13 protein-coding genes and 1 other annotated feature are annotated in these 13,917 nt (G+C 55.3%); of the genes, 7 read left to right on the top strand and 6 right to left on the bottom strand.

The window, feature by feature from the left end; all coding sequences use genetic code 11:
- Positions 1-108: 108 nt before the first annotated feature.
- Together AC1MDE_RS23105 and AC1MDE_RS23100 are read right to left on the bottom strand one after the other, a co-directional pair.
- Positions 109-3,258, bottom strand: a complete 3,150-nt coding sequence (locus AC1MDE_RS23105) for a multidrug efflux RND transporter permease subunit AcrB (RefSeq protein ID WP_058962251.1) — start codon at positions 3,256-3,258, stop codon at positions 109-111.
- A gap of 17 nt (positions 3,259-3,275) precedes the next feature.
- Positions 3,276-4,466: an efflux RND transporter periplasmic adaptor subunit gene (locus tag AC1MDE_RS23100; RefSeq protein WP_034828153.1), complete on the bottom strand. Its 1,191-nt coding sequence runs from the start codon at positions 4,464-4,466 to the stop codon at positions 3,276-3,278.
- A gap of 142 nt (positions 4,467-4,608) precedes the next feature.
- On the opposite strand from AC1MDE_RS23100, the gene acrR reads away from it, so the two are divergent.
- A complete protein-coding gene (acrR, locus tag AC1MDE_RS23095; RefSeq protein WP_058962250.1) occupies positions 4,609-5,247 on the top strand; it encodes a multidrug efflux transporter transcriptional repressor AcrR in 639 nt (212 codons plus the stop codon).
- On the opposite strand, the gene rsmS is transcribed toward acrR, so the two are convergent.
- The 3 genes from rsmS to priC form a co-directional block, all read right to left on the bottom strand.
- Positions 5,244-5,399 (bottom strand): pleiotropic regulatory protein RsmS, encoded by a 156-nt coding sequence (gene rsmS / locus AC1MDE_RS23090; RefSeq protein ID WP_064511361.1) that lies wholly within the window; start codon positions 5,397-5,399, stop codon positions 5,244-5,246. The genes acrR and rsmS overlap by 4 nt on opposite strands.
- Before the next feature lie 12 nt (positions 5,400-5,411).
- Positions 5,412-5,657, bottom strand: a complete 246-nt coding sequence (locus tag AC1MDE_RS23085) for a GlsB/YeaQ/YmgE family stress response membrane protein (protein ID WP_034828157.1) — start codon at positions 5,655-5,657, stop codon at positions 5,412-5,414.
- A 173-nt stretch (positions 5,658-5,830) separates the two neighbouring features.
- A complete protein-coding gene (gene priC, locus AC1MDE_RS23080) occupies positions 5,831-6,343 on the bottom strand; it encodes a primosomal replication protein PriC (protein WP_479414714.1) in 513 nt (170 codons plus the stop codon).
- A gap of 57 nt (positions 6,344-6,400) precedes the next feature.
- Between priC and AC1MDE_RS23075 the strand changes: the two genes are divergently transcribed.
- The 6 genes from AC1MDE_RS23075 to htpG all read left to right on the top strand — a co-directional run bounded on the left by AC1MDE_RS23075 (position 6,401) and on the right by htpG (position 12,816).
- A complete protein-coding gene (locus tag AC1MDE_RS23075) occupies positions 6,401-6,781 on the top strand; it encodes a DUF454 family protein (protein ID WP_479402817.1) in 381 nt (126 codons plus the stop codon).
- 153 nt (positions 6,782-6,934) lie between these two features.
- A complete protein-coding gene (gene apt, locus AC1MDE_RS23070; protein ID WP_058962246.1) occupies positions 6,935-7,486 on the top strand; it encodes an adenine phosphoribosyltransferase in 552 nt (183 codons plus the stop codon).
- A gap of 284 nt (positions 7,487-7,770) precedes the next feature.
- On the top strand, positions 7,771-9,855 hold the full coding sequence (gene dnaX / locus AC1MDE_RS23065; protein WP_480345121.1) for a DNA polymerase III subunit gamma/tau: 2,085 nt from the start codon (positions 7,771-7,773) through the stop codon (positions 9,853-9,855).
- Positions 9,197-9,258, top strand: a sequence feature (DnaX frameshifting element). Its footprint overlaps the gene before it by 62 nt.
- A gap of 52 nt (positions 9,856-9,907) precedes the next feature.
- Positions 9,908-10,237 carry a YbaB/EbfC family nucleoid-associated protein gene (locus tag AC1MDE_RS23060; protein ID WP_031377860.1) on the top strand — a complete coding sequence of 110 codons (330 nt, stop codon included), beginning with the start codon at positions 9,908-9,910 and terminating at the stop codon, positions 10,235-10,237.
- Complete coding sequence (recR, locus tag AC1MDE_RS23055) at positions 10,237-10,842, top strand: recombination mediator RecR (RefSeq protein WP_007886897.1); 606 nt, start codon at positions 10,237-10,239, stop codon at positions 10,840-10,842. Before AC1MDE_RS23060 ends, recR begins: the two co-directional genes overlap by 1 nt.
- Before the next feature lie 99 nt (positions 10,843-10,941).
- On the top strand, positions 10,942-12,816 hold the full coding sequence (gene htpG / locus AC1MDE_RS23050; RefSeq protein WP_479401097.1) for a molecular chaperone HtpG: 1,875 nt from the start codon (positions 10,942-10,944) through the stop codon (positions 12,814-12,816).
- An 89-nt stretch (positions 12,817-12,905) separates the two neighbouring features.
- On the opposite strand, the gene AC1MDE_RS23045 is transcribed toward htpG, so the two are convergent.
- The gene (locus tag AC1MDE_RS23045; protein ID WP_038648497.1) at positions 12,906-13,775 is read right to left on the bottom strand and encodes a LysR substrate-binding domain-containing protein; all 870 of its coding nucleotides are present in this window, start codon (positions 13,773-13,775) and stop codon (positions 12,906-12,908) included.
- Positions 13,776-13,917: the final 142 nt, after the last annotated feature.

Genomic DNA, 13,917 nt, shown 5'->3' with positions numbered 1-13,917 from the left:
TTACCCAAGGGCGGTAAAAAAGAAGCCGCAACGTTATCCGTTGCGGCCTCCATTAAGATCTTAACTGACAAGCATTACGCTTGCGCGGCCTTTTCAACAGGTGACAACTTAGTGTTTGTGCTCGACCGGATGGCCTTGCTCAATCTCCGCTTTGTTCTTACCAAAGCGGCGACGTACCACCACAAAGAACACCGGCACGAAGAAGATCGCCAACGCAGTTGCGGTTACCATGCCGCCCATTACGCCAGTACCTACGGCGTTCTGTGCGCCGGAACCAGCACCGGTACTGATGGCCAGCGGCAGAACACCGAGGATAAAGGCCAGTGAGGTCATCAGAATTGGACGCAGACGCATACGTGCTGCTTCCAGTGTTGATTCCACCAAACCTTTCCCTTCCTTCTCCATCAAATCCTTGGCGAATTCAACGATCAGGATGGCGTTCTTCGCCGACAAGCCAATGGTTGTCAGCAGTCCCACCACGAAGTAGACGTCGTTACTGAGTCCGCGCAAGGTGGTGAAGATCAATGCACCGACCACACCCAGCGGCACCACCAGCATAACGGAGAACGGAATCGACCAGCTCTCATACAATGCGGCCAGACACAGGAACACCACAATCAGCGAGATGGCGTACAGGGCAGGGGCCTGGTTACCGGACAGACGTTCCTGGTAAGACATACCGGTCCAGTCATAGCCGATACCCGCAGGCAGTTTGCCCGCCAGCTCTTCCATCAGGTTCATGGCATCACCTGAGCTCTTACCAGGCGCCGCCTGACCCAGGATTTCCATCGATGGTAAGCCGTTGTAGCGTTCCAGACGCGGTGAACCGTACTGCCACTTCGCCGAAGAGAAGGCGGAGAACGGAACCATGGTGCCAGAGCTGTTACGCACAAACCATTTGCTGATGTCATCTGGCAACATACGCGAGTCAGCCTGGCCCATGACGTACACTTTCTTCACACGACCACGGTCGATGAAGTCATTGACGTACGAACCACCCCAGCCCGCGCCGAGCGTGGTGTTGATGTCAGACAGCGACACACCCAATGCCTGCGCTTTTTCCTGATCGATGATCAGTTTGTACTGTGGCGTATCTTCCATACCATTTGGACGCACGCCCACCAGCGTATCCGGATGCTGGGCAATCATGCCAAACAGCTGGTTACGCGCGGCGGTTAACTTCTCGTGACCCAGGTTACCCTGGTCCGTCAGCATGAAGTCGAAGCCGGTGGCGTTACCCAGTTCGATAATTGCTGGCAGGTTGAACGGGAAGACCATCGCATCTTTGATCTGACCCAACGCCTGCATGGCGCGTCCGGCAATCGCTGGCACTTTCAGGCTGGCATCGCCACGCTCATCCCACGGTTTCAGGCTGACGAAAGCAATACCGGTGTTCTGACCACGACCCGCAAAGCCAAAGCCGTTAACGGTAAATACCGAGTTAACGCTGTCTTTCTCTTTGTTCAGGAAGTAATCGGTCACCTGATCCAGCACTTTCTGCGTACGTTCCTGGGTTGCACCGGCTGGCAACTGCGCCTGCGCCAGTAACAGACCCTGATCCTCTTCCGGCAGGAAGGAGGTAGGCAGTTTCAGGAACAGATACGCCATGCCGACCACGATCACCAGGTAGATCACCAGATAACGACCGGTGCTACGTACGATGTGACCTACGCTATCGACGTAGTGGTTGGTGCTCTTATCGAACAAGCGGTTGAACCAGCCGAAGAAGCCAGTGGTTTTACCGTGATCGCCTTTCTTGATCGGTTTCAGCATGGTGGCACAGAGCGCCGGCGTCAGAATCAACGCCACCAGTACTGACAGTGCCATCGCGGAAACGATGGTGATCGAGAACTGACGATAAATAACCCCGGTCGAGCCGCCGAAGAAGGCCATCGGGATAAATACTGCGGACAGCACCAGGGCAATACCCACCAGCGCACCCTGAATCTGCTCCATTGAACGTTTAGTCGCTTCTTTCGGCGGTAAACCTTCTTCCGCCATCACACGCTCAACGTTCTCTACCACCACGATGGCATCATCCACCAACAGGCCGATGGCGAGCACCATCCCGAACATCGTCAGGGTGTTTATCGAGTAACCAAAGGCACTGATAATCGCAAACGTACCCAGCAGGACCACCGGCACCGCAATGGTCGGAATCAGCGTGGCGCGGAAGTTCTGCAGGAACAGGTACATCACCAGGAACACCAGCACGATCGCCTCAAACAGCGTTTTCACCACTTCGAAGATCGAGATCTTCACGAACGGCGTGGTGTCGTACGGATAAACGGTTTTCATGCCTGACGGGAAGAACGGCTGCAGTTTGGCCAGCTCATCTTTCACCGCTTTGGCGGTATCCAATGCATTCGCACCGGTTGCCAGTTTCACACCGATACCCGAAGCCGGTTTGCCGTTGTAGCGGGCGATGATCTCGTAGTTTTCACCACCGAGTTCAATCTTCGCCACGTCACGCAAGCGTACCTGTGAGCCATCCTGGTTAACTTTCAGCATGATGTTGCCGAACTCTTCAGTATTGGTCAGACGGGTCTGCGCAATGATCGAGGCGTTCAACTGCTGGCCCGGTACTGGCGGTGTGCCACCCAACTGACCGGCGGCGACCTGGGTGTTCTGAGTACCCAACGCACTGATGACATCCACCGGCGTCAGCTGGTAGTTGTTCAGTTTGTGTGGATCAAGCCAGATGCGCATCGCGTACTGCGCACCAAACACCTGAGTATCACCGACGCCAGGCGTACGGCTGATCGGATCTTTGATGTTGGAAGCGACGTAGTCAGAGATGTCATTCTGCGTCATGCTGCCGTCATCACTGACAAAGCCGGCCACCATCAGGAAGCTGCTGGAAGACTTTTTAACCTGAATACCTTGTTGCTGTACTTCCTGCGGCAGCAGTGGCATGGCCAGCTGCAGCTTGTTCTGTACCTGTACCTGCGCAATATCTGCGTTAGTACCGGACTGGAAGGTCAGGGTCAGAGTCAATGTACCGGACGAGTCACTGCTCGAGGCCATATACATCAGGCCATCGATGCCGTTCATGTTTTGTTCGATAACCTGGGTTACCGAATCCTGCAGCGTTTTCGCATCAGCACCCGGGTAGGTTGCCTGGATTTCAACCGCCGGCGGCGCAACATTGGGATATTGCTCAATCGGCAAGCTGATAATCGCAAGAGTACCTGCCAGCATAATGATGATGGCAAGCACCCAGGCAAAAATGGGGCGATCGATAAAGAACTTAGCCATGTATCAGTGGCTCCTGTTTAGGACGATGATTTAGCAGACTGTGATTCCGGTGCTGCTTTGGCATCATCTTTGACTTCTTGTGGTGTCACCTGCGCACCTGGCTTGGCACGCTGAAGACCGACGGTGATCACGCGATCGCCTTCTTTCAGGCCATCAGTTACCAGCCATTTGTCGCCAAATGCCTGATTAGCGGTGATATTACGGACTTCCACTTTGTTATCTGCGCCCACTACCATCGCGGTTGCCTGACCGGTTGGGGTACGAGTTACGCCCTGTTGCGGTACCAGCAGTGCGGTTGGGTTGGTGCCTTCATCCAGACGCGCACGCACAAACATCCCTGGCAGCAGGCGGTGGTCCGGGTTCGGGAAGATGGCGCGCAGCGTGATGGAGCCGGTAGTTTCATCCACGGTCACATCAGAGAATTCCAATGTGCCTGTCTGCGTGTATGCGTTACCGTTTTGCATCAAGAGCGTGACGTTGGCTTTGCCGTCATTCTGTTTCAGCTGACCGGATTCCAGTTCTGCGCGCAAACGCAGGAAATCATCACTGGATTGGGTCACATCGACATACATAGGATCGAGCTGCTGCACGGTTGCCAGCGCAGTGGTTTGACCGCTGGAGACCAGAGCGCCCTCAGTGACTGACGATTTACCAATGCGACCGCTGATCGGCGACGTCACTTTGGTGTAAGCCAGATTGATGCGGGCGGTTTCCACGTTAGCCTGGGCTGCCTGAACGGCTGCAGCCGTCTGTGCAGCGGTGGCCGCAGCGGTGTCATAGTCCTGCTGACTGATGTACTTAGTACCCAGCAGCGGCTTATAACGTTTGATGGTTAACTGCGCGACGTGTGCATTGGCTTGCGCCTGTGCTAAATCGCCTTTGGCGCTGTCATAAGCCGCCTGGTAAGTTGCCGGATCGATCTGATACAGGGACACGCCTGCTTTGATATCCGTCCCTTCCTCAAAATTACGCTTCAGAATAATGCCTGACACCTGAGGGCGCACTTCTGCCACGCGGAATGCCGAAGTACGTCCTGGCAGTTCGGTGGTAATTTTCAAAGGCTCGTTTTTTAACGTCACAACACCCACTTCTGGGGGCTGCTGCTGGGCGGCTTGCTGGGATTTATTATCATCACATCCTGTTAACACAAAGCTGCCTGAAAGCATCAGGACGGCCGCCAGAGGCGCTAATCCTCTGTTTTTATTCATAAATAAACCTCTAGTGTCCGATATCAAATGATCAATGGATCACAAACCGATAAACCCATTGCTGCGTTAAAACACGGGTCGTGCTATGGTACATACATTCACAAATGTATGTAAACTTGCCAGTTTGTAAAAAAAGTCCTCTATGGCACGAAAAACCAAAGCGCAAGCACTTGAAACGCGGAACCAAATTCTGGATGCCGCTTTAGCACACTTCTCTGAACACGGTGTGGCTGCCACATCCCTGGCAGATATCGCAGCAGCGGCCGGCGTCACGCGCGGTGCTATCTACTGGCATTTCAAAAATAAAGCCGATGTTCTGCATGAAATCTGGCTTCGGTGTGACGCTGGGCTTGACGATGTGGAACTTGAGTATCAGACAAAATACCCGGGCGATCCACTTTCTGTTATCCGTTCGATGTTGATCTATATCCTTGACGCCACAGCAAAGGATCCACAAAGACGCGCTTTAATGGAGATTATCTTCCATAAATGTGAATTCGTTGGCGAAATGTCGACATTACAGGATATGCGTCAAAGTTTACTGCTTGAGTGTTACGACCGAATTGAATTGGTGCTACGTGAGTGTATCGAAGTGGGCCAGTTGCCTGCGGGATTGAACACGTTGCAATCGGCGCGTCTGATGTGCGGCTATATCAACGGTATGATGGAAAACTGGCTGTTTAACCCGCAGGCGTTTGATCTGGCAGCAGATGCGCCGCAGTTGGTGGATGCCTTTATTGATATGCTGCGACTCAGTCCCACTCTTTCCTCGGCGCGTTAATTTACGCCCTCTGCCGCCTGTTTCTGCTGATAATCGCGTTGGACAATCGCCAGCGCGGCTAACACGGTTGCGGTCGGCACCTGGTTCTCTTCCAGCAGTTGAATCAAATCCACTGCCAGTTTGATCTCATCGGATGCAGTTTCCAGTGACATGATCTCTCCTTGTTAAATACGTAATTTTGCCGCCACCAGCAGCATCAAAATGGAACCCAGCAGTGCCACCCCAAAGCCAGCGGGATGCAACGTCGCTAAATCACCCGTTGTAAAATAAGTCGCGATGTAACCCCCAATTAACGCACCAATCACGGCCAGCACCAGCGTCGGAACAAACCCACCCGGCCGACCGGGAAAAACCATGCGCTTGATGCAGCCAGCCACCACGCCAATCGCTATCCACATAATTAGGGTCATGATTTTCCTCCTTCATTCATAGGGGGAGTATATATCCTAAATAATTTCAGGTGCAGGCAAGTGGCAAAGGAATGAACCCGCAGGGGCTTACTCATGCAGACACGGGGGGAATGAGCGTAGCCAACGCACCTGCCCTGTGAAGTATGACGGATATAAAGGAAAGTGGGCGGTGATTACCGTGTCGGGCCTGACATTTCCAGTTTGTGCATCGCATGGCGACAGCGTGCCAGCCGCTCGTGCAGCACTTCGATATCGCGGATCAACTGCTGCTGCACGCTGAGGGTTTCGGCGCGCGCCAGATGTTGCTCACGTTGTTCGATCATCGCCAGCAAGCGCGTTTCATAGCCCTGATACTCTTCGCGCTTCGACTGGCGCGGATCAACGCGAGGACGCTCACGCGGGGTGCGCAGTTGCTGGCTCTGGCATTCGCGTTGCAGGGCGGCAATCTGGTCCAGCACTTTCTCCGCCAGCCACTGACGGCGTATGACGTTGGTATCAGCAGCGATGAGCTGGGTTAAATTCTGTTCCAGCTCAGCAAGATAATCAGCGAGCCGCGTGCCTTTGCAATGGAACAGTTGGGCGTCAAAACGGGGCTGTCGGCACGCACCATCGCGTTGCTGCGCGATTTGCCGTCGTAGCTGATCGACAATGGCGAGCAGACGTTGATGTGCGGGCGGTTGGGGCATCACTCTGATTCCGACTGTGTTAACGTAGCGCAGTTCCGATTTTATCAGGCATCAGGCATGCAACGAATTTTTCTTCTGTGTCTTGGCTGGCTGGCGATTGTGCTGGGCACGCTGGGCATTGTATTACCTTTATTACCGACCACGCCATTTATGTTGCTGGCCGCCTGGTGCTTTGCCCGTTCGTCACCGCGTTTTCATCACTGGCTGCTGTGGCGCTCGCCGTTTGGTCGCTATATCCGCCACTGGCAACAGCATCGCGCCATGCCGCCCGGCGCCAAAGGCCGCGCCATGTTGCTGATTGTCATCACCTTTGCCGTCTCTATTTATGTAGTTAACATGCTGTGGGTGCGGATTATGCTGGGCATCATGTTGTGCGCGCTGCTGTTGTTTATGTGGCGTATCCCGGTAGTGGCAGAAAATGCTGACAGCGGCGATTAAGTGCGGCAGGGTTGCATTTAGACAGGTATTTGCATAGATTTGGGCATCTTCGTGCGTGGCTTCCCTTTTTAAACGTCTTCGCTTAACCCGGTTTCCGGGTATTGGCGCTGTCGGATGCTGCGCGTATTAGATATTTTTCCAGGCGTAACACTTATGACCGCAACTGCTCAGCAGCTTGAACTCATCAAAAACAGCATCAAAAGCATCCCTGACTACCCTAAGCCGGGCATCCTGTTCCGTGACGTCACCAGTTTGATGGAAGATCCGCAGGCCTATGCTGCGTCGATTGCCATTCTGGTTGAACGCTATCGTGACAAAGGTATCACCAAAGTGGTGGGTACCGAAGCACGTGGCTTCCTGTTTGGTGCACCGGTGGCACTGGGTCTGGGTGTCGGTTTTGTGCCGGTGCGTAAGCCGGGCAAGCTGCCGCGTGAAACCTACAGCGAGAGCTATGAGCTGGAGTACGGTTCTGATGCGCTGGAGCTGCACAAAGATGCCATTAAGCCAGGTGATGTGGTGCTGGTGGTGGACGATCTGCTGGCCACCGGCGGTACGCTGGAAGCCACGGTGAAACTGATCCGCCGTGCCGGTGGTGAAGTGAAAGATGCTGCGTTCGTGATCAACCTGTTTGATCTGAGCGGTGAAGCGCGCCTTAACGCGATCGGCATTGATTGCTACAGCCTCGTGAATTTCCCCGGCCATTAAGGTCTGTGCGCCGCTGGCCTTGGCCATCGCGGCGCATTTCATTGCGCGTTCCTGCCGTCGTACCTTTGTATCAATATCTGATAAATCGTACCGCTCAAGCGGATGCGCGATGAAATTCAGCGCCTGCAGCGCGGGTATAGGCATATCCTGTTGTGGCTGTTAGACTACTGCCCATATAAACAGGGGTTGCGAAGCTGCATTTTTCCTCTTTGTCTTGTGGCGGAACCCGGTTCACTTAGCCGCACCGCTGTGCCAACTCAATAAATTCCAGTGATTGAATCCACATGAGCTATCAGGTACTTGCGCGAAAATGGCGTCCCCAGGCTTTCGCTGACGTAGTCGGTCAGGAACATGTGCTGACTGCGCTGGCCAACGGATTGTCACTGGGACGAATCCATCATGCTTATCTCTTCTCCGGTACACGCGGCGTGGGGAAAACCTCGATCGCCCGTTTGCTGGCGAAAGGTCTTAACTGCGAAACCGGCATCACCTCCACGCCATGTGGTCAGTGTGATAACTGCCGTGAAATCGAGCAGGGGCGCTTTGTCGATCTGATTGAGATCGATGCCGCGTCGCGCACCAAAGTCGAAGACACGCGCGATCTGCTGGATAACGTGCAGTACGCCCCGGCGCGCGGTCGCTTCAAGGTTTATCTGATCGATGAAGTGCACATGCTCTCGCGTCACAGCTTTAATGCGCTGTTGAAAACGCTGGAAGAGCCGCCGTCGCACGTCAAATTCCTGCTGGCGACCACCGATCCGCAAAAACTGCCGGTGACCATACTGTCGCGTTGCCTGCAGTTCCATCTTAAAGCGCTCGACGTCGAGCAAATTCAGCAGCAGTTAGTGCATATATTGCAGCAGGAGCAGATTGCCGCCGAGCCGCGTGCACTGCATCTGCTGGCGCGTGCCGCTGATGGCAGTATGCGTGATGCCCTGAGTCTCACCGATCAGGCGATTGCCATGGGGCAGGGCAGCGTGACGCGTGAAACCGTGGCGCAAATGCTGGGCACGCTGGATGACGAACAGCCGCTGGCGCTGATTGAAGCGCTGGTGGAGGGCCAGGGCGAACAGGTGATGGCACTGCTGAATCAGGCGGCATCGCGTGGTGTCGAGTGGGAAGCGCTGCTGGTCGAGATGCTGCGATTGCTGCATCGTGTGGCGATGGTGCAACTGCTGCCGGCTTCGCTGGGCGAGGATGATGTGAATCAGGCACAGCGCTTGCGCGATTTAGCGCGCGTCTTACCGCCCACCGACGTGCAACTTTATTACCAGACTTTGCTGATGGGACGTAAAGATCTGCCGCTGGCACCGGATCGTCGCCTCGGCGTCGAGATGACGCTGCTGCGCGCGCTGGCATTCCATCCGCAGGCGACTATTGCCGAGCCGGTTGCGCGGCCCAGCCTGATTCCGCAGGCGGCATCGCAAGCGTCTGCTGGCACTGCTGCGCCAGCGTCCGGCGCTCAGTCTACTGCGCCGGCGGCTTCTGCCACCGCTGCTTCATCTGCAACGCCGGCGGCTTCAGCTCACACCGCCGGACCTGCTGCCACTTCTTCGGCACCTCGCACCGCCTCTGCCGCGCAGCCGCAGATGGCGCCGCCGATGCAGGACGCACCGCCGATGGCTGATGATTACGCCGATATGCAACCGGCGCCAGAACATATGTCCGACTCCACCAGCCAGCTGTTACAGGCGCGAACGCAGTTGCTGCGTCAGGGAGCCGGCAAAGCAAAAAAGAGTGAGCCGGCAGCGCGTCCCGCGCGGCCGGCGAACCCGGCGCTGGAACGTCTTGCCAGTGTCACCGAACGCGTGCAGCAGCGTGCGTCTGAACCCGCGGTAAAAACGCCCGCGAAGCCAGAAGCCTATCGCTGGAAAGCCCAGCAAACGGTCGAGGTAAAAGCGGAGCCTATCGCAACGCCAAAAGCCTTGCGTTCCGCTCTGGAGCATGAGAAAACGCCTGAGCTGGCGCTTCGTCTGGCCGAAGAAGCCCAGCAGCGCGATGCGTGGGCCGCCGAAATAGCCGCACTGACGTTGCCAAAACTGGTGCAGCAGGTGGCGTTAAACGCGTGGAAAGAGGTGGGCGAGAACGCCGTCACGCTGCATTTGCGCAGCAGTCAGCGTCACCTGAATTCAGCGTCGGCAAAACAGGCGTTGACGGAAGCGCTCAGTCAGGCAGCCGGACAAACGGTTGAACTGACCATCGTTGAAGACGATAATCCTGCGGTGTTGACGCCACTGGAATGGCGTCAGGCCATTTATGAAGAGAAACTGGTGCAGGCGCGCCAGTCGATTGAAAGCGATACTCACATTCAGACATTGCGTCGATTCTTCGATGCCGATCTGGATGAAGAGAGTATTCGACCCGTTTGAACACCCGCTGTCGCGCGTGAGTGGCGCGCAGCCCCAGCAGAGAGAGAAGACTATGTTTGGTAAAGGCGGATTGGGCAACCTGATGAAACAGGCCCAGCAGATGCAAGACAAAATGGCCAAAGTTCAGGAAGAGATTGCCGCGCTGGAAGTGACCGGTGAATCAGGCGCTGGCCTGGTCAAAGTCACCATCAATGGTGCACATAACTGCCGCCGTGTTGAAGTCGATCCAAGCTTGCTGGAAGACGACAAAGACATGCTGGAAGATCTGATTGCGGCAGCCTTCAACGATGCAGCACGTCGCATTGATGAAACGCAGAAAGAGAAAATGGCCTCTGTGTCATCTGGTATGCAGCTGCCACCTGGCTTCAAGATGCCGTTCTGATGCAAACCAGTCCACTGCTTGAATCTTTGATGGAGTCGCTGCGTTGCCTGCCGGGTGTGGGCCCGAAATCGGCGCAGCGCATGGCTTTTCAGCTGTTACAGCGCGATCGTAGCGGTGGTATGCGTCTGGCGCAGGCTTTGACCCGCGCGATGTCGGAAATCGGCCACTGTGCCGATTGCCGCACTTTCACCGAGCAGGAAATTTGCACCATCTGCGCCAATCCGCGCCGTCAACAAAACGGCCAGATTTGCGTGGTGGAGAGTCCTGCCGATATCCACGCCATTGAGCAAACCGGCCAGTTTGGCGGCCGTTACTTTGTGCTGATGGGCCACTTGTCACCGCTGGATGGCATCGGTCCGCAGGATATCGGTCTGGATCGGTTAGAGCAGCGGCTGGAGCGTGAAACGCTGACCGAAGTGATCCTCGCTACCAACCCAACGGTGGAAGGTGAAGCCACGGCCAATTACATCGCTGAACTGTGCGGGCAATATGGCGTCGATGCCAGCCGCATTGCACACGGTGTGCCGGTCGGCGGTGAGCTGGAAATGGTCGATGGCACCACGCTGTCGCACTCACTTGCCGGACGCCACAAGATTAAATTCTAATCACTTGCCGATGTCTTCACCGACATCGGCTTGAAATTCCCATCATCATCCCCATTTCTCTCTCGACATATGATCAACCCCGATTTAGTTGAGGTAGCAATGACCATGAAAGGACAAGAGACGCGTGGCTTCCAGTCAGAGGTAAAACAACTTCTGCACCTGATGATTCACTCCCTCTATTCAAACAAAGAGATTTTCCTGCGTGAACTGATCTCCAACGCTTCGGATGCCGCCGACAAACTGCGCTTCCGCGCCCTGTCCACGCCGGATCTGTATGAAGGCGATGGCGACCTGCGCGTGCGTATCTCGGTCGATAAGGATAATCGTACGCTGACCTTAAGCGATAACGGTATCGGTATGCGCCGTGATGAGGTGATTGAGAACCTCGGCACCATCGCGAAGTCCGGCACCAAATCTTTCCTTGAATCGATGGGCTCAGACCAGGCGAAAGACAGTCAGCTGATCGGTCAGTTCGGCGTGGGCTTCTACTCGGCGTTTATCGTTGCGGATAAAGTCACCGTGCGTACTCGTGCTGCGGGCGCGAAAGCCGATGAAGCCGTGTTCTGGGAATCGGCGGGCGAGGGTGAATACACTCTGGCAGAAATTGAGAAAGCCGATCGCGGTACCGAAATCACGCTGCACTTCCGCGAAGGCGAGGATGATTTCCTTGATGCGTGGCGCGTACGCAACGTGATCAGCAAATACTCCGATCACATTGCGCTGCCGGTTGAGATTGAGACCAAAGACGAAGAGAACGACACCACCACCTGGGAGAAGATCAACAAAGCCCAGGCGCTGTGGACGCGCAACAAGTCTGAAATCAGCGACGAAGAGTACAACGAGTTCTATAAACACATCGCCCATGATTACAGCGATCCGGCGATCTGGAGCCACAACCGTGTGGAAGGCAAGCAGGAGTACACCAGCCTGCTGTACATCCCGCAGCGTGCGCCATTCGACATGTTCAACCGCGACAGCAAACACGGCCTGAAGCTGTATGTGCAGCGCGTGTTCATCATGGACGATGCCGAGCAGTTCATGCCGAACTACCTGCGCTTCGTACGTGGCCTGATAGATTCCAACGATCTGCCGCTGAACGTCTCGCGTGAAATCCTGCAGGACAGCCGTGTCACCCAGAGCCTGCGCGCCGCGCTGACCAAGCGTAGCCTGCAGATGCTGGAAAAACTGGCTAAAGACGACGCCGAAAAATACCAGCAGTTCTGGAAAGAGTTTGGTCTGGTCCTGAAAGAAGGCCCAGCGGAAGACAACACCAATCAGCAGGCGATTGCTAAACTGCTGCGCTTTGCCACCACGCAGAGTGAAGGCGCTGAGCAGACCATTTCGCTGGACGATTACCTGAGCCGCATGGTGGAAGGGCAGGATAAGATTTACTACATCACTGCTGACAGCTATGCCGCCGCGAAGAGCAGCCCGCATCTGGAACTGTTCCGCAAAAAAGGTATCGAGGTGCTGCTGCTGTCCGATCGTATCGACGAGTGGATGATGAGCTACCTGACCGAGTTCGACGGTAAAACCTTCCAGTCAGTGAGCAAAGCGGATGAGTCGCTGAGCAAACTGGCCGATGAAGAGACCGAGGAGCAGAAGGAAGCGGAAAAAGCGCTGGAGCCGTTTGTTGAGCGCGTGAAAACGCTGCTGGGCGAGCGTGTGAAAGAGGTGCGTCTGACTCATCGTCTGACCGACACCCCGGCGATTGTCACCACCGACGCCAACGAAATGACCACCCAGATGGCGAAGCTGTTTGCTGCTGCGGGTCAGGATGTGCCGGATGTGAAGTACATCTTCGAAATCAACCCGGAGCATACGCTGGTGAAACGCGTGGCGGATACCCACGACGAAGCGCAATTTGCTGAATGGGTTGAGCTGCTGCTGGATCAGGCGCTGCTGGCTGAGCGCGGCACGCTGGACGATCCCAACCAGTTTATCCGTCGTATGAACCAACTGCTGACGGCATAAGCCATTCAGCGCCCGCGCCGGTTGGCATCAATACCGGCGGCAGGGTTGGCAAGAGACAAAAAAGGTCGGCATTGAATGCCGACCTTTTTTTAATGCAGCGCCTGATCGCGCAGCCAATCCCGGAACAACGTTATCTCCGCATCATGCTGACGTGACATTTTCGTCATCATCCAGGTGGCGCGGTCCACCCGCACAAATCCCAATGGAGCGATAAGCGTACCGTCGCTCAACTCCTGCCTGACCAGTAAACGCGGGGCCATGATCACCCCTAAGCCATTTCTCGCCGCCTGAATGCCCAGAGTGAGATTATCGAAATGCTTACCGACCCAATAATTGCCACGCGCACCGCTGGTTTTCGCCCACTCGGCCCAAGCGTGCAGTCGTGTATCGGCATGCAGCAGCGGCAATGACGCTAAATCCTGCTCATTGTGAAAACGCGCGGCATACTGAGGCGCGCACAGCGGGCCGATGTAGTCATCGCTGATCAGCGTAGCATCAATATCCTCATCCGGTGACTGCTCATAGCTAAGGATCAGCACATCGGTGTGTTCACTGCGCAGCTGATCGATCTCCACCAGCGGCTGAAACTGCACTTCAATATCGGGATAGCGTTGATAAAAACTGCTAATACGTGGAATCAGCCATTGCGAGAGAAAACTGGGCGCGCAAGAGACGCTGAGGTGATGACGCATGCCGGTGCGAATGCTTTCGCAGGTGGTGGAGAGTTCGCTAAACGCCTTCTGACAACTCACCAGCAAGCGCTCGCCGTGTGAGGTTAATTTGACGCGCCCATTGGTACGGACGAATAAGGGCTTTCCCATCCAGCTTTCCAGCTGTCGAATCTGATGGCTAATGGCGCTGTGTGTCACATGAAGACGCTCGGCCGCCACGCTAAAACTGCTGTGCAGTGCTGCCTGATGAAAATAGTGCAGTGCACGTAACGACGGAAGCGCGGTCATACTCATCCCCTGTGTAAAAACCTAACAGGGATTGTCAGTTTATATCATTTTAATGTCCAGCCGCATTGGCCTAACCTTTCCCCCAGATTATGGCGGGTTGACGGATGGCGTTGTCTGTGTTTAACGCGGCTAATGTTCCCCC

The organism is Pantoea folii (genome assembly GCF_056678875.1).
Note: the sequence above shows the minus strand (reverse complement) of the source record. Positions and strands in the feature narration are given on the sequence as shown.

Excerpts from the sequence above, each read along its gene's own strand:
- AC1MDE_RS23105 (WP_058962251.1), bottom strand. The coding sequence starts at position 3,258 with ATGGCTAAGTTCTTTATCGATCGCCCCATTTTTGCCTGGGTGCTTGCC.
- AC1MDE_RS23100 (WP_034828153.1), bottom strand. The coding sequence starts at position 4,466 with ATGAATAAAAACAGAGGATTAGCGCCTCTGGCGGCCGTCCTGATGCTT.
- acrR (WP_058962250.1), top strand. The coding sequence starts at position 4,609 with ATGGCACGAAAAACCAAAGCGCAAGCACTTGAAACGCGGAACCAAATT.
- rsmS (WP_064511361.1), bottom strand. The coding sequence starts at position 5,399 with ATGTCACTGGAAACTGCATCCGATGAGATCAAACTGGCAGTGGATTTG.
- AC1MDE_RS23085 (WP_034828157.1), bottom strand. The coding sequence starts at position 5,657 with ATGACCCTAATTATGTGGATAGCGATTGGCGTGGTGGCTGGCTGCATC.
- priC (WP_479414714.1), bottom strand. The coding sequence starts at position 6,343 with ATGCCCCAACCGCCCGCACATCAACGTCTGCTCGCCATTGTCGATCAG.
- AC1MDE_RS23075 (WP_479402817.1), top strand. The coding sequence starts at position 6,401 with ATGCAACGAATTTTTCTTCTGTGTCTTGGCTGGCTGGCGATTGTGCTG.
- apt (WP_058962246.1), top strand. The coding sequence starts at position 6,935 with ATGACCGCAACTGCTCAGCAGCTTGAACTCATCAAAAACAGCATCAAA.
- dnaX (WP_480345121.1), top strand. The coding sequence starts at position 7,771 with ATGAGCTATCAGGTACTTGCGCGAAAATGGCGTCCCCAGGCTTTCGCT.
- AC1MDE_RS23060 (WP_031377860.1), top strand. The coding sequence starts at position 9,908 with ATGTTTGGTAAAGGCGGATTGGGCAACCTGATGAAACAGGCCCAGCAG.
- recR (WP_007886897.1), top strand. The coding sequence starts at position 10,237 with ATGCAAACCAGTCCACTGCTTGAATCTTTGATGGAGTCGCTGCGTTGC.
- htpG (WP_479401097.1), top strand. The coding sequence starts at position 10,942 with ATGACCATGAAAGGACAAGAGACGCGTGGCTTCCAGTCAGAGGTAAAA.
- AC1MDE_RS23045 (WP_038648497.1), bottom strand. The coding sequence starts at position 13,775 with ATGACCGCGCTTCCGTCGTTACGTGCACTGCACTATTTTCATCAGGCA.